At 70.2% G+C, this 26,813-nt stretch carries 26 protein-coding genes; 12 read left to right on the top strand and 14 right to left on the bottom strand.

From position 1 onward, the window contains the following. Positions 1–77: 77 nt before the first annotated feature. The 3 genes from EXE41_RS03430 to EXE41_RS03420 all read right to left on the bottom strand — a co-directional run bounded on the left by EXE41_RS03430 (position 78) and on the right by EXE41_RS03420 (position 3,764). On the bottom strand, positions 78–1,964 hold the full coding sequence (locus tag EXE41_RS03430) for an alanine-zipper protein (RefSeq protein WP_137690296.1): 1,887 nt from the start codon (positions 1,962–1,964) through the stop codon (positions 78–80). Between the two features lie 93 nt (positions 1,965–2,057). Further along, positions 2,058–2,891 carry an MBL fold metallo-hydrolase gene (locus EXE41_RS03425; protein WP_094495702.1) on the bottom strand — a complete coding sequence of 278 codons (834 nt, stop codon included), beginning with the start codon at positions 2,889–2,891 and terminating at the stop codon, positions 2,058–2,060. A 219-nt stretch (positions 2,892–3,110) separates the two neighbouring features. Further along, a complete protein-coding gene (locus EXE41_RS03420; RefSeq protein WP_086216363.1) occupies positions 3,111–3,764 on the bottom strand; it encodes a TrkA family potassium uptake protein in 654 nt (217 codons plus the stop codon). Between the two features lie 202 nt (positions 3,765–3,966). Here EXE41_RS03420 and EXE41_RS03415 point away from each other — a divergent pair, with 202 nt between their 5' ends. The 6 genes from EXE41_RS03415 to EXE41_RS03395 all read left to right on the top strand — a co-directional run bounded on the left by EXE41_RS03415 (position 3,967) and on the right by EXE41_RS03395 (position 8,492). After that, positions 3,967–5,421, top strand: coding sequence for an APC family permease (locus tag EXE41_RS03415; protein ID WP_137690295.1), 1,455 nt, complete (start codon positions 3,967–3,969; stop codon positions 5,419–5,421). Positions 5,422–5,425: 4 nt separating this feature from the next. After that, positions 5,426–6,079 (top strand): TrkA family potassium uptake protein, encoded by a 654-nt coding sequence (locus EXE41_RS03410; protein WP_049929522.1) that lies wholly within the window; start codon positions 5,426–5,428, stop codon positions 6,077–6,079. A gap of 250 nt (positions 6,080–6,329) precedes the next feature. Then, complete coding sequence (locus tag EXE41_RS03405) at positions 6,330–6,815, top strand: hypothetical protein (RefSeq protein ID WP_086216366.1); 486 nt, start codon at positions 6,330–6,332, stop codon at positions 6,813–6,815. Positions 6,816–6,951: 136 nt separating this feature from the next. Further along, a complete protein-coding gene (locus tag EXE41_RS19010) occupies positions 6,952–7,092 on the top strand; it encodes a hypothetical protein (RefSeq protein WP_158093612.1) in 141 nt (46 codons plus the stop codon). A gap of 122 nt (positions 7,093–7,214) precedes the next feature. Beyond that, positions 7,215–7,958 (top strand): SDR family NAD(P)-dependent oxidoreductase, encoded by a 744-nt coding sequence (locus tag EXE41_RS03400; RefSeq protein ID WP_049929524.1) that lies wholly within the window; start codon positions 7,215–7,217, stop codon positions 7,956–7,958. 120 nt (positions 7,959–8,078) lie between these two features. Continuing rightward, positions 8,079–8,492 carry a universal stress protein gene (locus EXE41_RS03395; protein ID WP_086216367.1) on the top strand — a complete coding sequence of 138 codons (414 nt, stop codon included), beginning with the start codon at positions 8,079–8,081 and terminating at the stop codon, positions 8,490–8,492. A 97-nt stretch (positions 8,493–8,589) separates the two neighbouring features. On the opposite strand, the gene EXE41_RS03390 is transcribed toward EXE41_RS03395, so the two are convergent. The 5 genes from EXE41_RS03390 to EXE41_RS03370 all read right to left on the bottom strand — a co-directional run bounded on the left by EXE41_RS03390 (position 8,590) and on the right by EXE41_RS03370 (position 13,615). Beyond that, complete coding sequence (locus EXE41_RS03390; protein WP_137690294.1) at positions 8,590–9,963, bottom strand: glutamate-5-semialdehyde dehydrogenase; 1,374 nt, start codon at positions 9,961–9,963, stop codon at positions 8,590–8,592. Beyond that, a complete protein-coding gene (gene proB, locus EXE41_RS03385) occupies positions 9,947–10,822 on the bottom strand; it encodes a glutamate 5-kinase (protein WP_137690293.1) in 876 nt (291 codons plus the stop codon). Before proB ends, EXE41_RS03390 begins: the two co-directional genes overlap by 17 nt. Continuing rightward, positions 10,815–11,591 (bottom strand): pyrroline-5-carboxylate reductase, encoded by a 777-nt coding sequence (proC, locus tag EXE41_RS03380; protein WP_080508529.1) that lies wholly within the window; start codon positions 11,589–11,591, stop codon positions 10,815–10,817. Before proC ends, proB begins: the two co-directional genes overlap by 8 nt. An 88-nt stretch (positions 11,592–11,679) precedes the next feature. Then, positions 11,680–12,714, bottom strand: a complete 1,035-nt coding sequence (locus tag EXE41_RS03375) for a glycosyltransferase family 4 protein (protein ID WP_137690292.1) — start codon at positions 12,712–12,714, stop codon at positions 11,680–11,682. A 34-nt stretch (positions 12,715–12,748) separates the two neighbouring features. After that, complete coding sequence (locus EXE41_RS03370; RefSeq protein WP_049929532.1) at positions 12,749–13,615, bottom strand: hypothetical protein; 867 nt, start codon at positions 13,613–13,615, stop codon at positions 12,749–12,751. A gap of 119 nt (positions 13,616–13,734) precedes the next feature. Here EXE41_RS03370 and EXE41_RS03365 point away from each other — a divergent pair, with 119 nt between their 5' ends. Then, complete coding sequence (locus EXE41_RS03365) at positions 13,735–14,748, top strand: lysylphosphatidylglycerol synthase transmembrane domain-containing protein (RefSeq protein ID WP_089307635.1); 1,014 nt, start codon at positions 13,735–13,737, stop codon at positions 14,746–14,748. 9 nt (positions 14,749–14,757) lie between these two features. On the opposite strand, the gene EXE41_RS03360 is transcribed toward EXE41_RS03365, so the two are convergent. The 3 genes from EXE41_RS03360 to EXE41_RS03350 form a co-directional block, all read right to left on the bottom strand. Next, positions 14,758–15,225 carry a hypothetical protein gene (locus EXE41_RS03360; RefSeq protein WP_137690291.1) on the bottom strand — a complete coding sequence of 156 codons (468 nt, stop codon included), beginning with the start codon at positions 15,223–15,225 and terminating at the stop codon, positions 14,758–14,760. A 63-nt stretch (positions 15,226–15,288) separates the two neighbouring features. After that, positions 15,289–17,025 carry a DUF2070 family protein gene (locus EXE41_RS03355; RefSeq protein ID WP_137690290.1) on the bottom strand — a complete coding sequence of 579 codons (1,737 nt, stop codon included), beginning with the start codon at positions 17,023–17,025 and terminating at the stop codon, positions 15,289–15,291. Next, positions 17,026–18,090, bottom strand: a complete 1,065-nt coding sequence (locus EXE41_RS03350) for a glycosyltransferase (protein ID WP_137690289.1) — start codon at positions 18,088–18,090, stop codon at positions 17,026–17,028. A 262-nt stretch (positions 18,091–18,352) separates the two neighbouring features. On the opposite strand from EXE41_RS03350, the gene EXE41_RS03345 reads away from it, so the two are divergent. Together EXE41_RS03345 and moaC are read left to right on the top strand one after the other, a co-directional pair. Continuing rightward, complete coding sequence (locus EXE41_RS03345; protein ID WP_137690288.1) at positions 18,353–19,822, top strand: NAD(P)H-hydrate dehydratase; 1,470 nt, start codon at positions 18,353–18,355, stop codon at positions 19,820–19,822. Beyond that, positions 19,815–20,351, top strand: coding sequence for a cyclic pyranopterin monophosphate synthase MoaC (gene moaC / locus EXE41_RS03340; RefSeq protein WP_094552628.1), 537 nt, complete (start codon positions 19,815–19,817; stop codon positions 20,349–20,351). The genes EXE41_RS03345 and moaC overlap by 8 nt, the downstream gene beginning before the upstream one ends. 30 nt (positions 20,352–20,381) lie before the next feature. Here moaC and EXE41_RS03335 read toward each other — a convergent pair whose 3' ends face one another. Beyond that, positions 20,382–21,566: a glycine cleavage system aminomethyltransferase GcvT gene (locus tag EXE41_RS03335; protein ID WP_137690287.1), complete on the bottom strand. Its 1,185-nt coding sequence runs from the start codon at positions 21,564–21,566 to the stop codon at positions 20,382–20,384. A 132-nt stretch (positions 21,567–21,698) separates the two neighbouring features. Between EXE41_RS03335 and EXE41_RS03330 the strand changes: the two genes are divergently transcribed. Next, the gene (locus EXE41_RS03330) at positions 21,699–22,361 is read left to right on the top strand and encodes a S26 family signal peptidase (protein ID WP_137690286.1); all 663 of its coding nucleotides are present in this window, start codon (positions 21,699–21,701) and stop codon (positions 22,359–22,361) included. Positions 22,362–22,550: 189 nt separating this feature from the next. Here EXE41_RS03330 and EXE41_RS03325 read toward each other — a convergent pair whose 3' ends face one another. Continuing rightward, positions 22,551–23,123 carry an NYN domain-containing protein gene (locus EXE41_RS03325; protein WP_137690285.1) on the bottom strand — a complete coding sequence of 191 codons (573 nt, stop codon included), beginning with the start codon at positions 23,121–23,123 and terminating at the stop codon, positions 22,551–22,553. Between the two features lie 220 nt (positions 23,124–23,343). On the opposite strand from EXE41_RS03325, the gene EXE41_RS03320 reads away from it, so the two are divergent. Next, on the top strand, positions 23,344–23,595 hold the full coding sequence (locus tag EXE41_RS03320; RefSeq protein ID WP_049929544.1) for a hypothetical protein: 252 nt from the start codon (positions 23,344–23,346) through the stop codon (positions 23,593–23,595). Between the two features lie 109 nt (positions 23,596–23,704). After that, the gene (locus tag EXE41_RS03315; RefSeq protein WP_049929545.1) at positions 23,705–24,883 is read left to right on the top strand and encodes an inorganic phosphate transporter; all 1,179 of its coding nucleotides are present in this window, start codon (positions 23,705–23,707) and stop codon (positions 24,881–24,883) included. A 19-nt stretch (positions 24,884–24,902) separates the two neighbouring features. On the opposite strand, the gene ilvD is transcribed toward EXE41_RS03315, so the two are convergent. Next, entirely contained in the window at positions 24,903–26,690 is a 1,788-nt protein-coding gene (gene ilvD / locus EXE41_RS03310) for a dihydroxy-acid dehydratase (protein ID WP_137690284.1), read from the bottom strand. Between the last annotated feature and the right edge of the window lie 123 nt (positions 26,691–26,813).

The following is a 26,813-nucleotide window of genomic DNA, read 5'->3' as shown; positions in this document are numbered from 1 at the left end:
TAAAACGGGTTGCGTTTTTCAACCGGGGTGCCGCCGACGGCGTTCGGTGTCGCCGCTCGATCGTCGAAACGGAGCGACTACGGGCCGAACGCCTCGTTGAGCCGGGTACGGAACTCGTCCAGCTCGTCGAGGTGGTCGTTGATCTCATCTAGCTCGGCGGCAACGTCGTCGAGGTCCTCTCCGAGCCGGTCCTCGATGTCGGTGAGCCGGCTGTCCACCTCCGCGAGGTCGTCCCACAGGTCGTCGAATTCCTCGTCGAAGCGGTCGAGTCCGGACTCCACGTCGTCGACGCGCTCCGCGACGCCGGCCGCGCGGTCCTCGGCGCTTTCGGCCCGCTCTTCGGCGTTCTCGGCCTGTTCGGCCGCCCTGTCGACCTCCTCGTACAGCGTCTCCACGTCGTCGCCCAGGTCGTCGACCGTCTCCGCGGCGGCGTCCGCCGTCCCCTCCACCCGGTCGACGTCGTCGGCGAGGTCCTCGACGTCGCTCTCGACGGCCGCGACGCCGTCTCGGACCGACTCGACGGTTTCCTCGACGGACGCGACCTCGTCCTCCACGCCGCGCACGTCACCTTCCACGCTGCGAACGTCGTCTTCGACCGCCTGTACGTCGTCTTCCACGCCGCGCACGTCGTCTTCGACCGCATCGAGGTCGGTCTCGACGGCCTCCACGCGCTCGTCGACCGCATCGACCGCGTCGGAGGTCGACGCGACCGCGGAGTCGACGCGGGCGACGTCCGACTCGATCTCCTCGCGATCGTCTTCCGCGTCGTCGAGGCGATCGTCGAGGGCGTCGACCTCGGACTCGACGGCGTCCACACGCTCGTCGATCCCGTCGAGGATCTCTCGGGCGGTCCCCTCGCCGTCGATGAACTCCGCGAGCGCGTCGGCGTACGCCTCGATGTCGGCCACGCTCGACTGGAGTCGAGCGATCCGCACGTCGACGCTGCGCGGCACGCTCGCGTCGAACGCCCTCTCGATGGTCTCGATGTCCTCCTCGTCGGCCGCCCCGGTGCGGATCTCGGCCGCTAACGCGGCCGCGAGACCGCCTTCGCCCGGAAGACTCGCCTCGTCCGTCTCGTCGGTTTCGTCGAGTTCGTCGGCTTCCGTTCCGTCTTCGTCGGCTTCCGTTCCGTCTTCGTCGGCTTCCGTTCCGTCTTCGTCGGCGACTTCCGGCTCGTCTTCGACGGCCGACTCGGCGGCTGTGTCGTCTGTTTCGGGCGTTTCGTCGGGCTCATCGGCAGGGGTTGTCTCTTCGGCTCCGGCCTCGGGTTCGACCGCGGCGCCGACCGATTCCCCCTCATGTGGGGACACCGCGGCCGTCCCGTCGTCGGCGACCGTTCGCGGCTCGGGGGTGTCGGGCTCAGGATCGGCCTCGGTTTCGCGGCCGGCGGCGGCTTCCGTGGCGCTCTCTGCCTCCGGTTCCGGTTCCGCCGCGGGTTCCGGGCCGGGATCGCGGGCCGAGGCGCCCTCACCGGACTCCGCGGGGTCTCCCGCCAACAGTTCGTCCTCTTCCGCCATTCCGGGGAGCGTCGCGCGGTCGCCGGAGAGCACCTCTCGGACGGCGTCCGTGTCGCCGGCGCCGAGGACGTCTTCGATCTCCTCGCCGACCGGCACGTGTTCGATCACCGGCGTGCCGAGGAACCCGTCGAGGTCGGGGTCGTCGTCGCGGATCCCGAACACCGTCTCGACGGTCTCGTCGGGGTCTATCACCCGTTCGAACTCCACGCGGTGGTCCTTGTACGCGGTCCAGTTCTCGCTCTCGTACTCCGGGTGGAACCCCACTCGGTCCATCGGGAACGACTCCGGGATCCGGTCGACGATACGCACCCGTACGGGGTCCTCACGGTGTGAGGAGAGGGTGTACATCACCGCCGGCACGGGGAACGCGTCGTCCGTGAAGGATTTCTCGACGCGGATGCCGTCCTCGTCGACGGTCGTGGCCGCCTCCGCCGTCCGTTCGCTCATACTCCACGGTCCCGGAGCAGGGGCTTAAATTCCACGGGCCGGGTTTCGCCGGTGATAACCGATACGCCGCGAAAACGGCCGCTCAGCTCCCATCTACAGGTCTATTCGATCGCCGATCTCCACGATCTCCAGCCGATCCGGAGACTCGTAGCTCCGCACGTGGTCGTGGAGCGCGGTCGGGTCGGCGGTCAGCCCCTTCCACATGTCCCAATGGGTCGGGACGAGCCGGTCGAGGCCGAGGTCGTTCGCGGCCGTCGCGATCTCGTTCTCGTCGCTGTACCACTTCGTCTGAACCGGTTCGCCCGTCTCCTTGTCCGGTATCGTGCCCTCCGAGCCGAACGCCAGGATGCCGAGGTCGATGTCGAACCGCTCCGCGAGCCCCTCGAACGTCGGCGACGGCTTGCTGTCCCCGGCGTGGAACACCGTCCCGGCGTCGTGTTCGATCACGTAACCCACCGGATGCGTGGCGTCCGCGTCGCGGGTCTCGACGACGTGAACGGTGAACTCGCCGATCCGCAGCTCGTCGCCCTCCGTCACCTCGGTGAACTGGGCGTCGTCGACCGCGTACTCGTCGGTCCACCGCTCCTCCTCGCGCGCGACCGCGAGCGAGTCGTCGGGCGCGACGAGGTCAGCGTCCGCGTTGGCGAGGATCGGCGCCTGCGAGGGCCCGTGAACGTGATCCGTGTGCTCGTGGGTGGCCAACACCGCGTCCGCGACTTCGACGTCCTCGGGGTCGAAGGGAATCGGGATCATCCGTACCGTCCGCGGCGGGTCGCCCGTGCCCACGTACGGGTCGATCCAGAGGGCGGTCCCCTCGCTCCCCTTGATCGCGAAGCCGTTACAGCCCAAGTACCACAGCGCCACCGTGTCGGGGTCGGCGTCCGCGACCGCGCGCGGCAGCCAGTCGCCCCAGTCGGAGTCGGTCATACCCCGTGCTGCGTGAGCGCCGGGGGTAATAATTCCGGAGTGGGTCGGATTCGCTCGGGTGCGTCCAAATTTGTCGGACGCGCGAAGCCGGAATGTCGTTTGAGACGGAACTCGTAAATCACATATCGATATATCGAATCTAGGCGACGAGCGACGAAAACACCCAGTCACGAACGGGCCCTGAGCGGTCGCGACGGCGGTCGCGGCCGTCGGGCGAGGTCACCCGCGAAAGAGTTTGACGACCTCGTCGACGACGTCCGACTCGACGGCGAGGATATACTGTTGTGACGGTTCCAGCAGCGTGTCGGGACCGGCGAGCGACTCTCGGTCCGACGTGGAGATGAGGAGACTCCCGGCCGGAAGGGCGATCTCGTCGAGCCGGCGTCCCGCGACGGGGGCGGACTCGGAGACGGTCACCTCGATGATGTCGAGGTCGGCGGTGGGGAACACGAGCGTTCGGATCTCTTCGCCGGTGAGCATATCGGCCGCGTGGTCGCCGCCGAGCGACTGCGGTAGCAGCGTGGCGTCGACGACCTCGCCGTGTTCCTGTTCGGTCCGCGACTCCGACCTGGCCAGGGTCCGGATAGCCGGCGCGAGGTGGTGCGCGGTCATACAGATCTCCGTGTTCGTCTCCGTCTCGTCGGTCAGCGCCGCGATAGCGTCGGCGTTTCGGAGGTCCGCCTGCCTGAGGATCGACTGCTCGGTGGCGTCGCCGTGGATCACGGGGCCGAGGTACGCGTCAGACAGCTTCTCGACGCGGTCCGCGTCCACCTCGATCAGCAGCACCTCGTGGCCCTGTTCGGTGAGGTTCTCCGCAGTCTGGAGTCCGACTCGCCCGCCGCCGGCGATGACGAATCGCTTTGACTGGGTCATCGTGTCGTCCCTCGGCTTCCGACGGCTTTAATCAGGGCCGGATTCCGGCCCTCTGGAACAACTACCAGCGCGCTGCCACCGGGCGGGCGTATCAGGCCCCGCCACGATTCCGCGACTCCCGAATTCACCCGGGGTATAAAGTGACGAGAGTACCAGTTTCGGGGCGTACGATGGACGATACGGGACGCGGCTTTCACGACCGATGAGCGGAAGCGAGACTCGTTCTCCGGAAGCCGAGCTCGGACTGCTCGACGCGACGATGATCGGCATGGGGGCGATGATCGGTGCCGGCATCTTCGTACTGACCGGACTGGCCGCGGAAATCGCCGGTCCGGCGGCGATCGTCGTCTTCGCGCTCAACGGGGTCGTCACCGCGTTCACCGGCCTGTCGTACGCCGAACTCGCCAGCTCGATCCCGAAGAGCGGCGGCGGGTACGCGTTCGTCCGGGAGATATTCGACGACCTCTCGTCGTTCATCATGGGCTGGATGCTCTGGTTCGCGTACATGATCGCCGGGGCACTCTACGCGCTGGGATTCGCTCCGAACTTCCTCGAACTGCTCCACGTCTACGGGGCCGTCGCTCCGCCGGAGGAGGTCGGTGACGTCATCCTTCCCGTCGTCGGCGCGCAGGTCAGCCCGGGCTTCCTGCTGGCGTTCGTCGCCGTCTTCGTGTTGGTGGCGCTCAACGCCGTCTCAACGGCCGCCAGCGGGAAGGCAGAGACGGTGTTCACGATAATCAAGGTGAGCATCCTCGTGGTGTTCGTCGCCTTCGGGCTGGCGTCGCCGATGTTCTCGGGCGCCGAGTTCCAGCCGCTGTTCCCCGCTGGCGGCGGAGCGGGAGCGGTCCTACCGGCGATGGGGCTCACGTTCATCGCCTTCGAGGGGTACGACCTCATCACGACCGTCACGGAGGAGGTGAAGAATCCCCGGGAGAACATTCCGAAGGCGATCTTTGTGAGCCTCGCCGTGACCGTGGTCGTCTACCTGGCCGTGGTCACCGTCGCCGTCGGAACGCTCGGGGCAGAGGGGCTCGCGGAGGCGGGGGAGGCCGGGATCGCCGCGGCGGCGACCTCGTTCATGCCGACCGGCCTCCCGATCATCCGGAACGGCGGCGCGCTGGTCGTCTTCGGCGCCGTGTTCTCGACGCTGACGGCGCTAAACGCGGTCGTGATCGCCTCTTCGCGGGTCGCGTTCTCGATGGGACGCGAGGGGCAGTTGCTGCCCTCGTTCGGCCAGATCCACCACCGATACGGGACGCCGTTCGTCGCGATCCTCGCGAGCGCCGTGGTCATGTTGGGCTCCGTCGCGCTGCCGACGCAGAGCGCGGGGAACATGTCGAGCCTCTTCTTCCTGCTCTCGTTCGTCATCGTCAACGTCGCCGCGATCAGGCTGCGACGCGAGCGACCCGACATGAACCGTCCATACGAGATGCCGTTCTATCCGGCCCCCCCGCTAATCGGCATCGCGCTCAACCTGGTCTTGACCGGGGTGCTCGTGGAGTACCTGCTGCGGACGGACCCGTTGGCGCTAGCGCTCAGCGCGGCGTGGATCCTGCTCGGCGGCGCCGCGTATCTCGCGCTCAACAGACTGCGGGCGGAACCGGACGCGGACTCGGCGGCGGCAGACGCGACGGCCATTCCGGAGGCGGAGGACTGAATCCATGACGAGTTCACTCGACATCGTGATCGCGGGCGGCGGACGTGTCGGCTTCCAAACGGCTGAGCTACTCGCAGACCACGGCCACGAGGTGACGATCGTCGAGCGGGACGAAGACGTCGTCTCCGAGATCGCAGACGAGTACGTCGCCACGGTGATCCGCGGCGACGCGACGAACCCCGACATCATCGAGCAGGCCGGCGTCGAACGGGCGGACGTCGTCGCGGCGCTCACCGGGGAGACGGGGCTCAACCTCGCGGTCTGTCTGGCCGCCAGGGAGCTCTCTCCGGGGACTCGGACGGTGGCTCGCATCGACCGGGCCGCCGGCGAGGCGTACACGCGGTTCGTCGACGCGGTGTTGTTCCCGGAGCGAGCGGGTGCCCGCGTGGCGGCGAACGAGATCGTCGGTGACGACGTCCAAGCGCTGACGGACGTGACGGGCGACCTCGACATCATGCTCGTCCGCATCGCGGAGGGAGCGCCGGCCGCCGGGAAGTCGCTCACGCAGGTCCGGTTTCCGGACGGTACCCTGGTCGTCTCCGCCGCGGACGCCCAACAGGTCGCCCGTCCCGACACGACGCTCACGCCGGGGAAGCGCTACGTCGTCGCCGTCGAGCCCGGCGTGGCCGACGAGGTGATGAACCTCCTTCAGGGGTGAGCAGGACCGACGTGTACGCCGGCTCCCAGTGACACTCTCTCCACGGGGACGTTCGGGCGGCGCGTGTGTCGCTGCGGCGACGGCCCTCTCGGGCTGTCAGCGTGGGCGACGGATTGAAGCGCCGTCTGACCGTTGCTAGGCTGTATGCGTGACGACGACCTCGGAGCAGGCGGAGCGGCCGCCGACGCCGCGACCGACCCGGCCGAACCTGCCCGTCACACGACCGTTCGGGACGCCGAGTGAGCGTCCGATGGCAGTCCGTGCGCTGCGTTCTCTCGTCGCTATCCTCGTCGGACCGCACGAGCTCGCGCACGCGGCGGTGGCGCGACTGGCCGGCATGACCCCCGAGATCACGCTTCTCCCGGAACACGCGAGCGGGATTCCCCTGGGGCAGTTCGACGCGACGATTCCGCCGTCGACGTCGACGAGCGTCATTCGGGTCTGCGCGCTCGCGCCGCTCCCGATCAACCTCGCCGTCGCCGTCGGAGTGGGGACCGCGCTGCCGGCGGACTCCCCGCTCGCGGTCGCGTTGTTTCCGCTGATCGCGTACTGGGCCACGCTCTCGGGCGGGGACGTGGCCGTCGCGGCGAACCCGGTGGCGGCGCGGAACGCGGGTCGGTTTCGCGCGCCGGGACGGTGGTGGCAGACGGTCGCGTCGCTCCTGCTCGTGCCCCCAGTGGCGGTCGCCGTCGCGGTGTCGCTGCTCGTCGACCTCCCACCGCCGGTCTCCCCCTAGCGGCCACTCCGCCGGACCCGCGTCGGCACCGGTCGCGTAACGAGCGGTCGGCCGGCTGCGAGGGCCTTTCGCGGTCGATACGGGCCGATCGCGACCGAGGATTTAATCCTCCGCAATCAGTATGTTATACTGTACCATGTGTCACGGACGCACTCCGCGAGAGTGGACGCGAGACGAAGAGGCGACGAGCGAGGAGACCGCCGAAGACCCGTCGCTGTCCGAACCCGACGAGGCGACGGACGTCGAGATCCTCACGGACGGCGGCGACGACGAGTAACCCGGCGGTCGACTCGCCGGTCGCCGTCGCGCCACTGCTTTTTCGAGGCGATGCCGACCACCGACCGCCGACGCCGCGATCCGTGAGGAACGCTTAGGAGCGATCCGGTGCATGGATCCCGCATGGAGCTACGCCCCGACCTGAGCGGACGGACCGCCCTCGTGACCGGCAGCGCGAAGCGCGTCGGCCGCGAGCTATTGCTTTCGATCGCCGACTGCGGCGCCGACGTCGTGGTACACTACAACGAGAGCGAGGCGGCGGCGACCGCCACCGCCGAGGAGGTCCGCGAGCGAGGCGGGACCGCAGTCACCGCTCAAGCCGACATCACCGACCCGGACGCCGTCGACGAGCTGTTCGACACGGTGGAGGCCGAGGTCGGGTCGGTCGACATCCTCGTCAACAACGTCGGCGACTTCGACGCTCGCCACTGGAGCGACATCGAGTGGGAGTCGTGGCGGAACGTGGTCGAGACGACGTTCTACGGCACGGTGCTCTGCTCGCGTCGGGCCCTGCCCGCCATGCGCGACCAGGGGTGGGGCCGAATCGTGAACCTCGGCTTCGCCGACAGCGACCGGATGCACGCCCACCCCGTGAACTTCCCCTACTTCGTCGCGAAGACGGGCGTGCTCATGTTCACGCGGATGCTGGCGGCGGACACCAGCGACGACGGGATCACGGTCAACGCCGTCTCGCCGTTCGCCGTCTCGAACACCGAGGCCGGCGTCGAGGACTTCCCCCGCGGCCGCCCGGCGGGCTTCGAGGACGTCGCCGCGCCGCTCCGGTTCTTCCTGAGCGACGCCGCCGCGTACGTCAGCGGCGAGAACGTCGCCGTCGACGGCGGGCGACTGCCGGAGTTCGACGCCTGACTGGGAGGACTCCGGCCCGTCACGGTGGCGCCCGCGCCTCCGGCGGGCGACGAGCGGGGCGAACGGACGACCGACCTCGACCGGAGCAACGGCTAATATTATCTGACACGTGAGAGGCGTATGGCTATTCTCGCTGCCATCAGCGACGACGACCGCTACGAGGCGGTGATCGAGACCGCGGCGCGGCTGGCCCAGGCGACCGGTCAGTCGCTGACGGTCGCCCACGTCATCAGCAACGCGAGCGCGTCTGGGGCGGAGCGGAGCTTCCGCGACGAGATCGAGTCGTTCGTCGAGGATATCGGCGTGGGGACGACGGTCACGCTCGAACATCTCGACCGGAGCGGGCTTCGGTCCGGAACGGCGGTCGGGAAACAGCTCGTCGATATGTCGGACGACGTCGCCGTCGAGCACATCGTGATCGGGCACCGGTCGAAGGGCCAGTTGGCGTCGCTCCGAGAGGGGAACACCGCGTTCGCCGTCGCCGAGGGAGCATCGGTGCCGGTGACGATCGTCCCCGGCGCGACGGGCGAGTGAGCGACTGGCACGGGTCGGCTGCCCGCCCCTCGCGGTCCGCGCAGTCACGGGCCGACCGACTGGCGGCGATCGGACCGACGGGGTATCGGCGCCGTCGCTATCGCGTCGACAGCGAGCCCGGCGCCCACTCGGCACCGTCGAGCTCGCGGTGCGTGAACGGGACCGCGTCCTCGCCGCTGTAGCTCGCGACGAGGTGGCCGTCGCCCTCGAGGTAGTACTTGTACGTGGTGAGCCCCGCCAGTCCGACCGGCCCGCGGGCGTGGATCTTGCCGGTCGAGATGCCGACCTCGGCGCCGAGCCCGTAGCGGTAGCCGTCCGCGAACCGCGTCGACGCGTTGTGGAACACGCTCGCGGCGTCGACGCCGGTCATGAACGTCTCGGCCGTCTCGGCGTCCTCGGTGAGGACCGACTCGGTGTGTTTCGATCCGTGGTCGTTGGCGTGTTCGACCGCGGCGTACACGTCGTCGACGACGGCGATCGACAGTTCGAGGTCGCCGTACTCGGTGTCCCAGTCGTCGTCGGTCGCGGGCTCGATGTCGACGACCTCGCGGGTCCGCCGGTCGCCGCGCAGCTCGACGCCGGCCGCCTCGTACCGCTCGACGAGACCGGGGAGGAACGCGTCGGCGACGGACTCGTGGACGAGCAGCGTCTCGACGGCGTTACACACCGCCGGGTACTGGACCTTCGCGTCGAAGGCGACGGCTTCGGCCATCTCCAAGTCGGCCGCCTCGTCGACGTAGACGTGGCAGATCCCCTCGGTGTGTCCCAACACGGGGATCTGGGTGTTCTCCTGGATGTAGGAGACGAACTCCGAGGAGCCGCGCGGCATGACGAGGTCGACGCGGTCGTCGAGTTCGAGCAGGCGGTCGACCTCCTCGTGCGCCTCGATGAGCGCGGCCCAGCCGTCGGGCAGGTCGGCGGTCGCCTCGACGATCGCCTCGTACAGCACGCGGTTCGACTCGCTAGCCTCGCTGCCTCCTTTGAGGACGACGGCGTTGCCGGACTTCAACGCGAGCGCCGCGATCTGGACCAGGGCGTCGGGCCGGGACTCGAACACGGTCGCGACGACGCCGATCGGCACGGCGACCCGGTACAGCTCCAAGTCCTCGTCGAGCTCGCGCGCCGCGAGCGTCTCCCCGAGCGGGTCGTCCTGTGCGGCGACCGACTCGACCATCGAGGCGATCTCCTCGATCTTCGTCTCGTCGAGCTTCAGGCGGTCGACTAAGGCCTGCGTGTACTCCCCCTCGGCGAGCATCCGCTCCGCCTCCTCGACGTCGACCGCGTTCGCGTCGAGTATCTCGGACTCGCGCTCGCGGATCGCGTCGGCGATCGACCGGAGCGCCTCGTTCCGCGTCGCCTCGTCGGCGTTCGCGAGCCGGAGCGCGGCGCGTTCGGCCCGCCGGGCCAGCTCGTCGGTGTCGGCCTCCACGTCGGTGTCCGGTTCCGTGTCGGTGTCACTCATCGTCGTCACCAGTCTCTGGCACGAATAGCGTGCCCGTCGGCTTACCCGCTACGATCCGCGCTAACACGTCGCGCTCGGCGGAGCCCGCGATGATCGCTGGGATCCCGTTGCGGCTCACGTCGTGGGCGCCCTCCACTTTCGTGCGGATCCCGCCGAAGTCGGTCGCGGTGCCGTCGCCGACGATCTCGCGGAGCCGCTCGTAGCCGTCGTCGACCGCCTCGATCAGCTCGGCGTCCGCGTCGCGCTTCGGGTTCCCGGTGTAGACGCCGTCGACGTCGGTGAGCGTCACGAGGAGGTCGGCGTCGAGACCGATCGCGATCGACGCCGACAGCATGTCGTTGTCGCCGATCCGGAGCTCGTCGGTCGCCACCGCGTCGTTCTCGTTGACCACGGGGACGACGCCCCACGACAGCAGCTTCTCGACGGTGTTGGTGAAGTTGTCGAACCGCTCCGGCGCGTCGAGGTCCGTGCCCGTCACGAGGATCTGCGCCACGTCCTGGTCGAACCGCTCGAAGCTCTGCGTGTAGTGGCGCATCAACAGCCCCTGTCCGACCGTCGAGAGCGCCTGACTCTCGGCGATCGAGTCGACCCCGTCGCGCGACTCCGGTCCCACGTCGAGCCGTCCGGTGCCGGCGCCGACCGCCCCCGAGGAGACCAACACGACCTCGGTGCCGCGCTCGCGGAGGTCCATCACGTCGGCGACGAGCTTGTCGAGCTTCACGCGGTCGAGCCGGGAGTCCGCGTCGGTCAGGGAGTTCGTTCCGGCCTTGACGATCACCCGGTCCGCGCCGGCCGCCTCCCGCCGAGCGGCCTCAACGCGGTCGGGGTCTGCCGTGCCGACTCGCTCGACGCTCGCGTCCTCAGGCATCGTCGAAGGCCTCGGCGAGCTCTCGGGAGCGACGCTCCGCGGCCGCGACGGCGTCCTCGACCGCCTCGTCGGCGTCGCTGTCCCAGAGCACGTCCATCCCCTCGATCGTCGTCCCGTTGGGCGAGCAGACCGCGTCGATCAGCTCGTCGACGCTGCGGTCGTCGCGCAACACCGTCTCCGCGGCGCCCTTGAACGTCTGGGCGGCCAGCGTCTCCGCCTGCTCGGGGTCGAGTCCGCTGTCGATCCCGCCCTGCTTCATCGCGTCGATCAGGTAGAAAGCGAACGCGGGGCCGCTGCCGTTGACGGCGGTCGAGACGTGCATCAGCGACTCGTCGACCTCGACGAACTCCCCGACCGCGTCGAGCATCTCGCGGACCTCGTCGGTGAGGCCCGCGTTCGTCGCCGCCGCGGCCATGTCGCCCGTCTCGGCGGCGAGGTTGGGCATGATCCTGACGACCGGCGCGTCCGTGCGCTCGGCGACGAACTCGCGGGGAAGCCCCGCCGCCAGCGTCACGAGCTGCTGGTCCGCCCGGAGGTCGAGGTCGTCGAGAACCGCCGGCGCCACGTCGGGCTTCACCGCGAGGACGACGATGTCGGCGTCGCGCGCCGCCGCCACGTCCTCGGTCGTCTCGTCGACGGCGTCTTCGATCGCGGCGAGCGCCTCGGGGTCGAGGTCGATCGCCGTGAGGTGGTACCCCTCCGCGCGGGCAAGCCCCCTGAGCAGGGCGCCGCCCATGTTCCCGCAGCCGATAACGCTCACACGAGTCATTTGGCTCTACGGAGTCGACCGGAGGACATACCAACTGCGGTTTTCGCAAGTTTCCGCGAACGGCCGCCGATCGGCCGCTCCGGACCGCTCAAACGAGATCCGCGTACAGCGAGCGGTACCGGTCGGCGATCGCGTCGAGCGAGAACTCCTCGCTTCGCGCCGCGGCGTTGGCGCCGAGTCCCGCCCGGCGGTCGGCGTCGCGGAGCTCGTCTAGCGCGTCGACGAAGCCCTCGACGTTGTCTCCGGGGGCGTCAGTGACGTCCGCGCTCGCGGCGCCGTCTCCACCGCCCTCGCTGCCAACCTTCAGACATTCCTCGCCGTCTTCCAGCCACGAGAACGTCTCGATGTCGCGCACGACGAGGGGTTTCCCGGCCGCCATCGCCTCCAGCAGCGCGATCCCCTCGTTCTCCTCGTGGGTCGGGAAACAGAACACGTCGCCCGCGGCGTACGCGCCTCGGATGTCGTCGACGAACCCCGTGAACGTACAGTTCGACGGCGCCTCGTCGATGAGCCGCTTCGTCTCGCGGCCCTTCAGCGATCGGTCGACGTGGCCGAACCACGCGAAGTCGACGTCCGGCATCCGATGGGCCGTCTCGACGAACGTCTCTAACCCCTTCCGCTTGATCACGTGGCCGACCATGAACACCGTCGGCGTGTCGAGGTCGTAGCGCTCGCGGTACTCCGCTTCCAGCGACTCGAAGCCGTCGAGCTTCTCGCGGTCGACCCCGTTCGAGACGACCGTCGTCGGCACGTCCGCGTACCCGCGGATCACGTCGCGGTTGTACTCGGAGGGACAGACGAGCCGGTCTGCGAGCCCGTACGCGCGCCGGAGGTACGGCTTCAGCGGTCGCGCGAGCGCGTTCGTGAACCGGAAGCTGTCGCCGAAGTCCTCGGCGGTGACGTGGGTGTGCGCGACGACGGGCACGCCCGCCTTCCGAGCGCGCCGCGCGTACCAGACCGAGCGCGGGCCCATCAGATTGAGGTGGAGTACGTCGGCGTCCAGCGTCGGCTCCGTGGTGTACTCGATCCCGACCCGGTCGAACATCTTGCGCTGGTGGTCGACGGACGCGGCCATCCCGCCGGTGACGTGCTCCTCGAACTCGAAGTAGTGGCTGACCTTCATCGGAGACACCGGCGGTGGACCCGGTTGGAGCCGATCACTCGACTTCCAGCCACGGGACCTCCATCAGCGCGGGGATGTACGTCTCGATGTGGTGTTCCCAGACGCCCTCCTCGCCGAACGCCTCGCCGTGGTCGGCGGTGACGACGACGTCGCCGTCGAGTTCCTCGACGAGCTCCGAGACGCTCTCCAAGGCGATCCGGAGGTTCTCCTCGTACATCGACAGCGCGGTCACGCGCGTGCCGTCCGTCACGAGGTCCTTCGGGTCGAGTTCGAGCCACAGCCCCGCCTTCTGGGCGAACTCGCTGTCGTCCAGCCGGCTCTCGATCTTCGGCCGGACTGTGTCGCTGAGCGAGGAGAGCAGTCCGCCGTCGTCGTCGCCGCCGTCGCTCGCCTCCTCTTCCCCCTGCTCTCTGATCCCCTTCTGGATCTGCTTGAGCTTCTGCCCCTTCCCGCGGGAGAGGTAGGGAGCGTGCGGCTGCATGTAGTGGAGGACGGTGCGGTCGGCGCGCTCGACCGCGTCGAGGTTGTTCCGGTACGCCCGGGTGAGCCCCTCCGGCGGGACGGTGCCGAGATCGTCGTCCCACTGGGTCTTCCAGACGTCGTGGATGTCGCTGATGTGCTCGGAGGCGGTCCACTCGTAGTCGCAGCTGGCGCCCCACTTGAGCTCGTTCAGCGGGATCCCGAGGTCGTTGATGAACGGGTTCCCGGAGAAGTACGCGATGTCGTGTTCGCCCGTGAACGTGCGGTAGGCCCACTCCGGCGTCGACGACCCGACGCTCTCGCGCTTTTCGAGCGTCCCGTCGAGGTACTCGTCGTACACGTCGGCGAACACGTCGTACCGGCACGCGTCGAGCACCAGACAGTAGTCCCAGTCCGACTCGAGGAACCGCTGATCTTCCATTGGGTGAGTCGTCGGCCCGCCGGTACGTATGTATTCCCATTCGGCGCCTCCGGGGTCGAGAGGGCCGCGCGGCGGCCGCGAAGCAGACGTTTCAAGTTCGCTACCGACCCACCCCGTCTATGGAAGGCCCACAACGGCGCGCGCTAATCTTGGGGGCTGGCGGCGCGGTCCTCCTCCTCGCGGTGCTTTTCGTCGTCGTCGGGGTCGATCGCGTCGTCGACGCGCTCGCCCGCGCCGACCCGGCGCTCGTTGCCGCGGCCGCCGGACTGGGGCTCTGCTGGCTCGCCGCGTGGAGCCTCATGCTGCGCGCGGTGTTGGGCGCGCTCGACGTCGAGATGTCCGTCCCGACCGCGTTCCTCGTGTACAGCGGCGCCGCGTTCGCCAACAACGTCACCCCGTTCGGGCAGGCCGGGGGCGAGCCGGTCGCCGCCGCGCTCATCTCGAAGGTGGGTGAGGCGCGCTACGAGACGGGGCTCGTCGGCATCGCGAGCGTCGACGTGCTCAACGTCGTCCCCTCCGTCTCGCTCGTGTTCCTCGGCGTCGGGTCGTACGCGGCCACCACCGCGGTCGGCGACCGCGTCGGGTTCGCCGTCGCGAGCGCGGTCGGCCTGATCGCCGCGATCGTCACGGCGATCGCCTTCATCTGGCGCTACCGCACCGCCGTCGTCGACCGCGTCCCCGGCGCCGTCGGGCCGTTCCTCGGGCGGTTCGAGCGCTTCGACGCCGAGACGATCGAGGCGGGGCTCGCCGACCGGCTGGGGAACTTCTTCGCCGACATCGAGCGCGTCGGCACGGACCGGCGGCGGCTCCTCGGCATCGTCGCCCTCTCGCTCGTCGGGTGGCTGTTTCAGGCGGCCGCGCTCACCGTCGCGTTCGCCGCGGTCGGGCACCCGGTCTCGCCGTTGATCCCCGTCTTCGTCGTCCCGCTGTCGTACGTCGCGGGCGCGACGCCGCTCCCGGGCGGACTCGGCGGCATCGAGGCCGCGCTCGTCGGTCTCCTCGTGCCCACGACCGGGGTCGCCGCGTCCGCGATCACCGCCGCGGTCCTGGTCTTCCGCGGCGCGGTCTACTGGCTCCCGATGGTGATCGGCGGCGCGTCGGCCTCCGCCCTCGGGGTCAAGGCGTTCGAGTAGCGCGGGTCGTCACGGCCGATCCGTCCGTCTGCGCACCGCTGCGCCGGCGACGAATGCCGCGCTCCCGAGCGTGAGAGCGGCCACGAGAGCGACGACCGGGCCGATCCGGAGCCCGGTCAGCAGTTCGGCGCGGGGACGCAGAGCGACGACGGACGGACGCGGGACCGCGTACCCGCCGTCGCCGAGCGTATCGCCGCGGGCGAGCGCAGCGAGCGGCGGGACGACGAAGACCCAGACGGTCGCGAGGAAGACGGCTCCCCAGCCCACGAGGAGGCCGCCGCGACGTCGTCCGGCGTCCCCGGCTGCGCCGACCGCGACGGCGATGAGGGCCGCCCAGAGGGGATAGCGTCCGGCGGCTCCCGTCGGCTCCCACGGGAGGACGACGAGGAGCGAGGCGGCGACGAACGCGGCCGCGACGACGCCGAGGGCGCGTTTCGGCGTCCGATCGGTGCTGAGGAGGAGGGTCCGGGAGACCATATCGGGGTCTCGGAGCGAGCGCACAAAAACGGCGGGTGCGGCTTCGCCCGGAGTACCCCCGTCTCAGAAGAAGAGCCACAGCACGAGCAGCACGTACAGCGTCACCAGGGCGATGATCGTCAGGCGGATGAGGATGTTGACGCTGAACACGAGCCCGTTGTAGTCATTTTTCAGCAGCTTCACCGGCTCCGTCCGTCGGCTCGCGAACCCCACGGTCGCGGGCGCGACGTCGTCGACGGCGCGGTCGACCGCGCGCTCGATGGCGTCGAGGTCGGACTCGCGCATGTTCGCCAGCTCGTGGATCGACGCGTGGGTGTCCGTCGAGAAGGGGATCACGGCGTCGAACTCGTCGCGGTACGCGTCGGCGGTCGCCCGCACGTCCGGGGTGAGGCCGTTCGTGTCGACGCCGATCCAGAGCACCTCCTGTCCGTCGACGGACTCGACCATCGCCAGCGCGTTCTGTGCGGTCCGCGTCACCGCGAAACCGGCGGCGTAGCCGTCGGCGAGGTCGGCCGTCGCGAGCCGGTCGCGGAAGTCGTCGAACGCGCGCTTCAGTCGGTCGGCCTCGGCGGAGCCGTACTGTATCTCCACCTCGGGGCCGTTCTGGATGTCGTGTCTGTGCTGGTCGATCAGCAGCACCTCGTCGTGGTCCACGTCGCGCATGAACACGCCGGTGTCGTAGTCGTCGATCCCCTCGCCGTGGAGGACGATCACCTGCCGGTCGCCGATCCGTCGGCCGTGGAACCTGACGTCCGCGTACCCCTCCCGCTCGCCGTACGACTCGGTGACGAGCCGCGAGACTCGCTCCGTCCGGTCCGGGTCCGCGACCGCGTCGAGGATCCGCTCCGCGTCCGCCGGGTCCGAGAGGTCCTCCTTGTGGGTACACGGGACGTGGAAGAAGAAGCCGGCGTCGCCGTCCGCGGCGGCTCCGCCGTCGGCCGCGACCGCGGCGCGGTCGGCCGCGCCGTCCTCGCCCTCCCGAGCGCCGTTCAGCGCGTCGATCAGGTTCCCGCTCAGCTGGCCGCCGCCGAACCCGCCGAGCGGACCGGGGTGGACCCACGGCGCCGCGACGGTGAGCCGGTCCCCGTTGTCGACCGCGAACGTCTCGACCGCGGGGCGAGCCTCGACGCCCAAGTCGAGCGACTCGCGGTCGTTCCGGAGCAGCCCGGAGGTGAGCGCGAACGCGGAGACGTCGGTGTTGCTCCGGATCAGGTAGTCGACGACGAGGAGCACCAACACGAGGAACCCGGCCGCGATGAGCAGCGACGCGAACGCGAACACGTGGCGGTACGTCGAGAAGCCGAGCTCGCTCCCGCCCAGCGCGTAGAAGGCGGCGATGAGCAGGGCCGGCTCGGCGAGCGACGCGAGGAGGATCCGGTCGGAGCGGTCGATCCCCGTCGAGACGACGAGCACTAGGATGTTGAGCAGGTACAGCGTGATGAAGCTCAGCCAGATGATGCTCCACGCGTTCCCGACGTTGTCCGCGCCGGAGAGCACGAGCGCGTACACGAACAGGACGAACTGTGAGGTGAGCGCGAGGAAGTAGCTCCACGGCCGCGGGTAGCCGTCGAGGACGCGGGGGAACAGCTCCGCGGCGACGACGAACGGGACGAGGAAGATGAGGACCGCCACCGGCACGATCCGCGACGGGTCCAGAGCGAACGGCGTGAAGACCGTTATCGCCGCGACCGTGGCGACGCCGTACACCCCGCTCAGAAGGACGAGCGCGGCGGCCTGAACCCGGAGCCGCGGCACCGAGAACACGAGCCGCTGGAAGGCGTCGACGTTGTCCGCGCCCATCTAGCCGGTCACCCCGTAGATCGATTCGAGCTCGTCGACGGTCTGCTCCACCGAGAACCGCTCGACCGCGGCGCGGGTGTCCCTGTCGCCGTCGAGGCAGTCGCGGACCGCGCGCTCCATGTCGTCGAGGTCGTCCAGCGCGAACCGCGCGCCGTTCTCCGGACCGATCGTCTCGTCGAACGGCGCCACGTCGGCGGCCGCGACCGGGGTGCCGCAGGCGTTCGCCTCCAGCGTCGAGAGCCCGAGCGTGTCGCAGGTCGAGGCCGTGACGAAGACGTCGAGCGCGGCGTAGAAGTCGGGGAGTTCCTCCCGCGGGAGGAAGTCGTGGAACCGGACGTTCGCTGAGGCGTCCGCCTCCAGCTCCGCCCGGACCGGCCCTTCGCCGACGAGTTCGAACCGCGCCTCGGGGAGCCGCGCCGCGAGCCGGAGAATCTCGTCGACGTTCTTCTTGCGGGTCATCCGACCGCTGTACCCGACGACGGGCCGGTCGTCTCCGTTCGGTCCCCCGTCGGCCGCCAGCGAGTCCGCGCCGGCGTTCTCGCGGGGGCGGAACCGGTCCATCTCGATGCCGACCGGGAGCCGGTACGGCTTCACGTCGCGGCGGATCCGCGAGGTCGAGGCGGTGACGCAGTCGAACGCGTTCAAAAAGCGGTTCTCGTAGGCGACGTACGCCCGTCCCGCGAGCGCGGCGAGCCGTTCGGACTTGAGCCCTTGGACGAAGTAGTCCTCCACGGGGGTGTGATGGGTGTACACCGAGGTGGCGCCGTACCGCTTCGCGTACCGGAGCCCCATCAACCCAGTCGACGCCGGGCCGTGACAGTGGACGACGTCGAGGTCGGGGAGCGTCGAGAGGCGGCGGTAGGTGGGGAAGCGGTACTGCCGGTAGAACGGGTTCGGCAGCGAGCGGACCGGGATCTCGCCGTCGTCGGGCTCGTGGCTGCTCGCGGGGTAGACGACGTACACGTCGTGGCCCCGCGCTTCGAGGCGCTCGCGCCACGCCTGTATGGTGTAGGTGACGCCGTCGATCCCGGGGAAGTAGCTGTCTGTGAAGAAGCCGATGTTCATGATGGCGTCTGTCGGTCGTGCGGTCGCGGTCGGCCGCGGCCGCCGGGGCGGACTCGGCGCGGAGGGGACGAGCCGGGTACGTCGGCCGCGGAGGGGGTTGCCGGGGCGGCCGGGCCGACGAGGGGTACCGATGCCACAGTTATTCGCCGAGTTCTCCACCTGACCGCTTCAACATTTTCATTTCCGAAGCGCGGCGGGCGCAGCGCTGTCGAGGTGGCTCTGACCCCGGCCGCTTAATCTCCGGGCGCTCGAACCGCCGAGCATGATCACGACCGATCGCATGGCGGCCGTCGACGCCAACGCGGCCGCGCTCGGCGTCCCGCGCAAACAGCTGATGGAGTCGTCCGGTAACGCCGTCGCCCGCGAAGTGCGGGCCGTCGCGGACCCGGGTGCCGCCGTCGCGCTCGTCTGCGGCCGCGGGAACAACGGCGGCGACGCCCTCGTCGCGGCGCGGTTCCTGAAGCGGTACGACGTGACGGTCCACCTGCTCGGACGCCCCGCGACGATCCGGACCGACATCGCGCGGGAGAACTGGGCGGCGCTTGAAGCGACGGAGATCACGACCGAGACGGTCACCGACTCCCGCGACTTCTCCCTCGCCGCTCCCGACGGCGACGGCCCGGACGTCGTCGTCGACGCGATGCTCGGCTCTGGGGTCTCCGGCGGCCTCCGCGAGCCGGAACGGACCGCCGCCGCGGCGATCAACGCGACCGACGCGACGGTGATCGCGGTCGACGTGCCCTCCGGGATCGACGCCGACACCGGCGAACCGACCGGCGAGGCGGCGACCGACGGTCCGGCCGACCCAGTCGCCGTCGACGCCGACCGCGTGGTGACGTTCCACGACGAGAAGCCCGGACTCGACGCCGCCGCCGTCACGGTCGCGGACATCGGGATCCCGGCCGCCGCGGAGCGGTTCACCGGCCCCGGCGATCTCCTCGGGCTCGACCGCGATCCGGACTCGCACAAGGGGGACAACGGCGAGGTGCTGGTGGTCGGGGGCGGACCGTACACCGGGGCGCCGACGCTGTCCGCGCTGGCCGCGCTCCGCGCGGGCGCCGACCTCGTCCGCGTGGCGTGCCCCGAGTCGGTCGCCGGCGCGGTCCAGGGGTTCTCGCCGAACCTCATCGTCCGCGCGCTGCCCGGCGACCGCGTCGGGCCCGCCCACGTCGACCGGGTCGCGTCGCTCGCGGCCGAAAGCGATGTCACTGTCCTCGGCCCGGGCCTCGGCGACGGCGACGGGGCTCGGGAGTTCGTCCGCGAGTTCCTGACGGGCTACGACGGACGCGGCGTCGTCGACGCCGACGCGCTCCGGGTCGTCCCCGAGGTCGACACCGACGCCGACCTGATCTGTACGCCGCACCAGGGCGAACTCGTCGACATGGGCGGAGAGAGGGCGTCAGACCCGGACGAGCGCGCGGAACTGGTCGACGAGTTCGCGGGCGGGCTGGGCCACACGCTGCTCGTGAAGGGCGCTGTCGACGTGGTCGCCGACGGCGACGAGACACGGCTCAACCGCACCGGGAACCCCGGCATGACGGTCGGCGGGACGGGCGACGTGCTCGCGGGGACGGTCGGCGCGCTGGCGGCCGTGACGGAGCCGTTCCGGGCGGCCGCGGTCGGCGCGTACGCCGTCGGCCGGGCCGGCGACGCGGCCGCGGAGGCGAACGGCGCGGGGTTGGTGGCGACGGACTTACCCGATCGGCTGCCGGAGGCGATGCGTGATGAGTGAGGAGGACGCGGTCCGGTCCGGCGACGGAAGCAACGGAGGCGACGGCAGCCCGGACGGCCTGACACACACCGACGACGCCGGCGACGTCCAGATGGTCGACGTGGGCGCGAAGCCCGACAGCAGCCGGCGAGCGGTCGCCCGCGGGGAGATCCGGCTGACGCCGGGGACGATCGCGGCGGTCGAGGCCGACGCGGTCGAGAAGGGCGACGTGCTCGCGACCGCCCGGATCGGCGCCGTTCAGGCGGTGAAACACACCTGGGAGACGATCCCGATGTGCCACCAGATCCCGATCACGAACGTCGACGCCGAGTTCGCGGTCGGCGACGACCGGATCGAGCTGACGGTCGCGGTCGAGACCACCGGCAAGACGGGCTGTGAGATGGAGGCGCTGGAGGGCGTCACGACCGGGCTCAACACCGTCTGGGACATGGTGAAGGCCGCGGAGAAGGACGGCGACGGCCAGTACCCCGACACGCGGATCGCGGACGTGAAAGTGGTCGACAAACGGAAGGAGACGGTCGACGCGTAGCCGCGGCCCGGGAGGCCGCCGCGGATCACCTCAGCGGTCGAGGAACGGCGGGACCACGACTTCGGCGCGCTTCTCGTCGCCGCGCACGACGACGCTCACCTCGGTGCCGGCGTCGGCGTACGACTCGTGGAGGTACCCCAGCCCGATCGGCTCGTCGAGCGTCGGGCTCATCGTCCCGGAGGTGAGCTTCCCGACTCTGGTGAGGTCGCCGTCGGTGACCGCGTACCCGCCGCGGGGCACGCCGCGCTCCGAGAGCCTGACGCCGACGAACGTCTCGTCGACGCCCTGCTCCTTCTGGACCTCCAGCGCGTCGCGGCCGACGAACTCCGTGTCGAGCTTCACGACGAAGCCGATCCGCGCCTCGTACGGGGTCCGGGGCTCGCCCTCGGGATCGAAGTCCTGTCCGGACAGCAGGAACCCAATCTCGGTGCGGAGCGTGTCGCGCGCGCCGAGGCCGCACGGCTGCGCCTCGCGGGGCGCGTCGACGAACGCCTCCCAGACGGCGCCGGCGTCGGCGGCCGGGCACATCACCTCGAAGCCGTCCTCGCCGGTGTAACCGGTGCGCGCGACCCAGCTCTCGACCCCCGCCACCGCCGCCACCGCCGCCTCGAACTTCGAGAGGTCGACGACGCGGTCGCGGGGCGTGGCCTGGTCGAGGGCGTCGGCCGCGTCGGGGCCCTGGACCGCGAGCATCGCCCAGTCCCCCGTGGCGTTCGCGACGGTCGCGTCGAGCCCCCACTCGTCGCGGTGCGCGGTCCAGCGGTCGGCCATCTGTCCGTCGTGGCCCGCGTTCGGTACGAAGAGGTACGCCGGGTCGCCGCTCGGCGCGTCGAGGTCGCCGCCGTGGTCGCTCTCCAACGCCGCGAGCGACGCCGCCCCTTCCCCGGCCGGAGTCCCGTCGGGGAGCCGGTAGACGACCGTGTCGTCGAGCATCACGCCCTCCCCGTTCGTGATCGCGGCGTACTGGGAGTCCCCGGGGTCGAGCGCGCGCACGTCGTTGGTGGTGAGTCGGTTCATCAGTTCGGTCGCGTCCGGGCCGGCCACCTCGATCTCGCCCATGTGGGAGACATCGAAGACGCCGACCGACTCGCGGACCGCCGCGTGTTCCGTCTGAATCGAGTCGAACTCGACGGGCATCTGCCAGCCGCCGAAGTCGGTGAACTTCGCACCGCGCGCGTCGTGGTCGTCGTGGAGCGGAGGGAGACGGTCGGTCATACGCGCACCCTCTCCCGGGCGAGCCTAAGGTGTTGTGACAGCGGCGGTCCGCGCGTCCGCGGCGGGCCCGGCCGCGTGGCCCCGACCACCTCGAGCGACAGCCTCAAGCGGTCGCCGTGCCGTCTCCCGACCGTGAGCAGTTCCCGTCCCGACACCGCCGCCGCGGTGGCGCCCGCGGTCGCCGTCCTCCTCGTCGCGGTCCTGCTCGGCGCCGTCGTGGGCACGTGGCCGCCGTTCGTCGCGGTCGAGAGCGGCAGCATGACTCCCGGCGTCGAGCGCGGCGACCTCGTCGTCGTCACGGCCGCCGACCGAACGCCGTGGGGCGACCTCTCGAGCGCCGCCGACAGGGACGCGCCGACGCGGCTCGGCGGACCGGGAGACGTGGTCGTTTACGCCGTTCCGGGCGCCGGGGGTCGCCCGGTGTTCCACCGCTTGGCGTTCCCCGTGGAAGCGGGCGAGGACTGGACGGAGCGGGCCGACCCGGACCTGCTCTCCGGCGACTGCGGGGAGCTCTCAACCTGTCCGGCGCCGTACGACGGGTACGTCACGCGCGGGGACGCGAACGGGCTGTACGACCAGAGCGCGGGCATCGCCCCGGTCGTCCCCGAGGAGTGGATCGCCGGCAAGGCGCTGTTCGCGGTGCCGAACCTCGGCTGGACACGGGTGGCGATCGACGCGGCGGCCGCGCGGTACGGCGGGGTCGCGACCGGAGTGGTCCTCGTCGGTCTCGCGGGACTGGCCGGCGGACTCGGCGCGCTGCTCTTGGGACGGCTCGGTCGCGGACGGCGGCGGTGAGTTGTCTCGCCGGGAGCGATTCTCTCATGAAAGCTCGCGACCGCCGGTAGCCGTCTTTTATACAATTCGGTGCGGCCAGCGCGAGGAGCGCGTGGGAGGTAGCGGTGAGGGAGGGGCGACCGCGGGGAGCCCCGAGCGAACCGCGAGGTCGGCGTTCAGCTATACGCGGCCGCCGGCGTCGCCCGACCGCTATCGCGTCGAGGGCGATCCGGCGTCCGTCTCGTCGTCGTCGCTCCCGGCGCCGTCGCTCTCGTCGCCGTCGAGCGTCACGGAGCCGTTGGCGGCGTTGCGGAGCGCGTCCGAGCGCCCGAACTCCCCGGGCGCGATGGCGAGCGTCCGGATCCCGTAGCCGTTGGCGGTCTCGACGACCGGCTTGAAGTCCGTGTCGCGCGAGGCGATCGCGAGGGTGTCCATTCGGTTCTCGGCCGCGAACCGCGCGGCGTCGACCGCGAGCTTCACGTCCACGTCGCCGCTCGTGATCACGACCTCGAAACCGCGGGCCTCCGCGGCCTGAATCAGCCCCGGCGTCGCGTGCTCGTCGAGGTAGAGCCGGGTCGTCACCAGCGGGCCCTCGGCCTCGGCGGCCAGCCGCACGTCGTCGAGGTCCACGTCGAACTCCTCGCGCAACACGTTCGGGCCGTCGACGAACAGCGCCACGCCGTCGGTGTTCGCGTCCGTTGCGCGCTCGCCGGTCGTGCCATCGCTGCGGCCCGCCTCGCCGTCAGCGGTCGTCTCGCCCTCGGGGCCGTCGCCTCGGTCCATGAGCGGGCTTCGCCGCGGCCGGAAATAGGTATGCTGATTCGCGAGCGCTCCCGACGAGCGCCTCCCGCCCGGTCTCGGTGTGTCGTCTGCCCAGTTATCCCCGGCAATTCGTCCGACCGACTTGGCGCTTCAACACCTTATATCCGTATTACGACCTGCCTCACGTCCGTAGTGAATATACGGAGACTTGAAATAGGATGTCCAAGAATAACGAGATAAGATGTCTCAATCAAACGCGTACACCGTCATTTCCGCACAGAACGATCACGATTGCACCACTGTACGTGCCCATCCACGCAACGAGACGTTCCACGTCGTCGACTACGCCGACGAGGACGCCCGCGAGCGCGTCGCCGACCTGCCGGTAGGGTCGGTCGTGAAGATGGAACTCTCCCGCGCCGGGCGTCGGAGCAACGTCTGGCGCGCCGAGTCGGTCAAGACCGCGCAGACCGACGGCGGCGAGTCCCGCTGACGCCGGACCGGCGGCCGCACCGGAACCGCGGCCGCAACGCCGCAGTTTCGAGCCCGAATCGTGACCGATTACGACACTTATATGCCTCGTATGGCGGTACCACGATTCGATGGTGGAAACGCTCCTGGCGGTCGGGGTCGTCGCGTCGGCGTTCGTCGGCTTCAACATCGGCGGCTCCTCGACCGGCATCGCGTGGGGACCTCCCGTCGGGGCCGGCATCCTGAAGAAGACGACCGCCGCGGGACTCATGACGGCGTTCGTCTTCCTCGGCGGCTGGACCGTGGGGCGAAACGTGATGGACACGCTGAGCGGCGGGATCATCACGACGGAGCTCTCGCTCTCGGCGGGTGTCGCCGTGTTGTTCTTCATCGGACTCGGGATCCTCATCGCGAACATCTTCGGGGTCCCCGTGCCGACCTCGATGACGACCGTCGGAGCGATCGCCGGCCTCGGACTGGCGACCGACACGCTCGACTACGCGACGGTCTCGCGGATCATCTCGTGGTGGATCGTGACCCCGATCATCGGGTTCTGGGTCGGCGTCGTGATCGGTCGGTACGTCTACCCGGCGGTGAACCGGCGGGTCCACATCGAGAAGTCCCCCGGCCCGCTGCTGCGGCTCGACCGCGAGGGCGGGGTACCGAAGCCGGAACTCGGCCCGAACACGACCGTGACGGAGCTCATCAGCACGGTCGTCGTCCTCCTCATCGGCTGTTACATGTCGTTCAGCGCCGGCGCGAGCAACGTACCGAACGCCGCCGCGCCGCTGGTCAGCGGCGTCGGAGGGCTTCCGGAAAACACCGCTATCGGGATCGCCACGCTCGCGATCGGACTCGGCGGCTTCACGATCGCCCGCCGCACGATGGAGTCGGTCGGCGGCGAACTGAGCGACATCCCCCTGCTCGCGGCCCTCTTCGTGATGACGACGGCCTCGACGATCACGACGGTCCTCTCGTACCTCGGGATCCCGATCAGCCTCGTCATGGGCACGGTGATGACGATCGTCGGCATCGGGTGGGGACGCGCGACGCGGCCGGTCACCGTTCAGGAGGCGGTCACCCGGAACACCGGGGACAACGAGATCGTCCCCGGCGCGATAACCGTCTCGGAGGACGAAGAGGAGCGGTCGGCGCCGATCGGCGAGGCGGAACCGGAGGCGGTGTTGGAGGCCGGCGACCTGTTCAACCCCCGAGCGGTGCTGAAGTACATCTCGATGTGGATCATCGGCCCGTCCGTGTCGACCCTGCTGGCCTACGGGTTCTTCGTCCTCGTTCCGGGTGTCGCCTGACGGCGCGCGAACCGCCCGTTCAGTCCCGCGTGAGCCGCGGGTTCGTCACCGCGCCCTCCGCGGCCGAGGCGAAGTCGCGGCCGTACTTCGCGAGGATGCCGCCCTCGTAGGGCGGTTCGGGCGCGTCCCACGCCTCGCGGCGCTCGTCGAGCTCCTCGTCGGAGAGGTCCACGGTCAGGTCGCGCTCGGGGATGTCGACCGTGACGTGGTCGCCGTCCTCGATGAGCCCGATCGGACCGCCGACGGCGGCCTCGGGCGCGACGTGGCCGATCATCGGACCGCGGGTGCCGCCCGAGAAGCGGCCGTCGGTGAGCAGCGCCACGTCGTCCTCGTGGCCCGCGCCGACGACGGCGGCGGTGACGCCGAGCATCTCGCGCATGCCCGGGCCGCCGCGGGGCCCCTCGTTGCGGATGACGATCACGTCGCCGGACTCGATCGCCCCCGACTGGACGTACTCCATCGCGTCCTCCTCGTTCTCGAACACGCGGGCGGGGCCCTCGTGGTAGAACTCGTCGTCGCCGGTCACCTTCAGCACTGAGCCGTCCGGCGCGAGGTTGCCGTCGAGGATCTTGATGGCGCCCTCCTCTTCCTTCGGGTCCTCGACGGGGTAGAGGAAGTCGGCCTCGATATCGTCGTCGGCCGGGAGTTCGCCGCGCTCCTCCAGGGCCGCGATCTCCTCGGCGAGCGTCCGGCCCGTCACGGTCATCGCGTCGCCGTGGAGCAGGTCGGCCTCAAGTAGGCGGCGGAGCACGACCGGCACGCCGCCGACCTCGTGGAGGTCGTTCATGACGCGGCTCCCGCCGGGCTGGAGGTTCGCGATCTTCGGCGTGCGCCGGGAGATCTCGTCGAAGTCCTCGATAGAGAGGTCGACGTCGGCCTCGCCCGCGAGCGCGAGCAGGTGGAGGACCGCGTTCGTCGAGCCGCCCATCGCGGTCTGGGCCGCGATCGCGTTCTCGAACGACTCGCGCGAGAGGATGTCGGAGGGGCGGCGGTCGTTCTCGATACAGTCCATCGCCAGCTCGCCGGCGCGCTCGGCGACCGCGTAGCGCTCCTCGTCCTCCGCCGGCGGCGAGGCCGATCCGAGCGGCGCCAGCCCGAGCGCCTCCGACAGCGACGCCATCGTGTTCGCGGTGAACATCCCGCCGCACGAGCCCGCGCCGGGGCAGGCGTGCCGCTCTAACTCGTCGAGTTCGTCGGCGTCCATGTCGCCCTGCGCGTACGTGCCGACGCCCTCGAACACCTGGACGATCGTCACGTCGCGGCCGTCGTGTTGCCCGGGCATGATCGAGCCGCCGTAGAGGAAGACGCTGGGGAGGTCCGTCCGGATCGCGGCCATCATCATCCCGGGGAGGTTCTTGTCGCAGCCCGCGACCGTCACGAGGGCGTCCATGCGCTCGCCGAAGGAGACGAGCTCGACGGAGTCGGCGATCACCTCCCGCGAGATCAGGCTCGCCTTCATCCCTTCCGTCCCCATCGAGATGGCGTCGGAGATGGTGATCGTGCCGAACTCGATCGGCATCCCCCCCGCCGCGTCGATGCCGTCGAGCGCGGCGCCCGCCACGTCGTCGAGGTGGACGTTACACGGCGTGATGTCGGCGGCCGGGTTCGGCACGCCGACGATCGGTGACGAGAGGTCCTCGTCGTCGAACCCCATCGCGCGGAACATGGCGCGGTGCGGCGCCTTGTCCGGCCCCTCTGTCACCTCGCGGCTCGGCAGGTCCTCGTCTTTCGTCCCGGCGAATCGGTCCGCGTCCTCCCGGCGACGACGCCGCTCGCCGTCGTCCGATCTCGACTGCTGTTCGCTCATACCCGACCCTGTCGCTCGGGGGTCTTAAACCGCCGCGTCGGGGCGAGGGTTGCTCGGCGGGGATCGCGGTTCCCCCCGCACGGAGTCGGCTTCCGGAAGCGGGGCTCGACACCCGTTATTCGA

It is taken from the genome of Halorubrum sp. SD690R, assembly GCF_005435035.1.
GTDB classification, from domain to species: Archaea; Halobacteriota; Halobacteria; order Halobacteriales; family Haloferacaceae; genus Halorubrum; species Halorubrum ezzemoulense.
Note: the sequence above shows the minus strand (reverse complement) of the source record. Positions and strands in the feature narration are given on the sequence as shown.

What these genes read in the sequence shown, in the direction of transcription:
- EXE41_RS03375 (WP_137690292.1), bottom strand. Translation starts at nt 12,714, where the DNA reads ATGAAGGTCAGCCACTACTTCGAGTTCGAGGAGCACGTCACCGGCGGG.
- EXE41_RS03395 (WP_086216367.1), top strand. Translation starts at nt 8,079, where the DNA reads ATGGCTATTCTCGCTGCCATCAGCGACGACGACCGCTACGAGGCGGTG.
- ilvD (WP_137690284.1), bottom strand. Translation starts at nt 26,690, where the DNA reads ATGAGCGAACAGCAGTCGAGATCGGACGACGGCGAGCGGCGTCGTCGC.
- EXE41_RS03355 (WP_137690290.1), bottom strand. Translation starts at nt 17,025, where the DNA reads ATGGGCGCGGACAACGTCGACGCCTTCCAGCGGCTCGTGTTCTCGGTG.
- EXE41_RS03405 (WP_086216366.1), top strand. Translation starts at nt 6,330, where the DNA reads ATGGCAGTCCGTGCGCTGCGTTCTCTCGTCGCTATCCTCGTCGGACCG.
- EXE41_RS03315 (WP_049929545.1), top strand. Translation starts at nt 23,705, where the DNA reads ATGGTGGAAACGCTCCTGGCGGTCGGGGTCGTCGCGTCGGCGTTCGTC.
- EXE41_RS03415 (WP_137690295.1), top strand. Translation starts at nt 3,967, where the DNA reads ATGAGCGGAAGCGAGACTCGTTCTCCGGAAGCCGAGCTCGGACTGCTC.
- proC (WP_080508529.1), bottom strand. Translation starts at nt 11,591, where the DNA reads ATGACTCGTGTGAGCGTTATCGGCTGCGGGAACATGGGCGGCGCCCTG.
- EXE41_RS03410 (WP_049929522.1), top strand. Translation starts at nt 5,426, where the DNA reads ATGACGAGTTCACTCGACATCGTGATCGCGGGCGGCGGACGTGTCGGC.
- EXE41_RS03350 (WP_137690289.1), bottom strand. Translation starts at nt 18,090, where the DNA reads ATGAACATCGGCTTCTTCACAGACAGCTACTTCCCCGGGATCGACGGC.
- EXE41_RS03400 (WP_049929524.1), top strand. Translation starts at nt 7,215, where the DNA reads ATGGAGCTACGCCCCGACCTGAGCGGACGGACCGCCCTCGTGACCGGC.
- EXE41_RS03430 (WP_137690296.1), bottom strand. Translation starts at nt 1,964, where the DNA reads ATGAGCGAACGGACGGCGGAGGCGGCCACGACCGTCGACGAGGACGGC.
- EXE41_RS03425 (WP_094495702.1), bottom strand. Translation starts at nt 2,891, where the DNA reads ATGACCGACTCCGACTGGGGCGACTGGCTGCCGCGCGCGGTCGCGGAC.
- EXE41_RS03345 (WP_137690288.1), top strand. Translation starts at nt 18,353, where the DNA reads ATGATCACGACCGATCGCATGGCGGCCGTCGACGCCAACGCGGCCGCG.
- EXE41_RS03370 (WP_049929532.1), bottom strand. Translation starts at nt 13,615, where the DNA reads ATGGAAGATCAGCGGTTCCTCGAGTCGGACTGGGACTACTGTCTGGTG.
- EXE41_RS03365 (WP_089307635.1), top strand. Translation starts at nt 13,735, where the DNA reads ATGGAAGGCCCACAACGGCGCGCGCTAATCTTGGGGGCTGGCGGCGCG.
- EXE41_RS03320 (WP_049929544.1), top strand. Translation starts at nt 23,344, where the DNA reads ATGTCTCAATCAAACGCGTACACCGTCATTTCCGCACAGAACGATCAC.
- proB (WP_137690293.1), bottom strand. Translation starts at nt 10,822, where the DNA reads ATGCCTGAGGACGCGAGCGTCGAGCGAGTCGGCACGGCAGACCCCGAC.
- EXE41_RS03420 (WP_086216363.1), bottom strand. Translation starts at nt 3,764, where the DNA reads ATGACCCAGTCAAAGCGATTCGTCATCGCCGGCGGCGGGCGAGTCGGA.
- EXE41_RS03360 (WP_137690291.1), bottom strand. Translation starts at nt 15,225, where the DNA reads ATGGTCTCCCGGACCCTCCTCCTCAGCACCGATCGGACGCCGAAACGC.
- EXE41_RS03335 (WP_137690287.1), bottom strand. Translation starts at nt 21,566, where the DNA reads ATGACCGACCGTCTCCCTCCGCTCCACGACGACCACGACGCGCGCGGT.
- EXE41_RS19010 (WP_158093612.1), top strand. Translation starts at nt 6,952, where the DNA reads ATGTGTCACGGACGCACTCCGCGAGAGTGGACGCGAGACGAAGAGGCG.
- moaC (WP_094552628.1), top strand. Translation starts at nt 19,815, where the DNA reads ATGAGTGAGGAGGACGCGGTCCGGTCCGGCGACGGAAGCAACGGAGGC.
- EXE41_RS03325 (WP_137690285.1), bottom strand. Translation starts at nt 23,123, where the DNA reads ATGGACCGAGGCGACGGCCCCGAGGGCGAGACGACCGCTGACGGCGAG.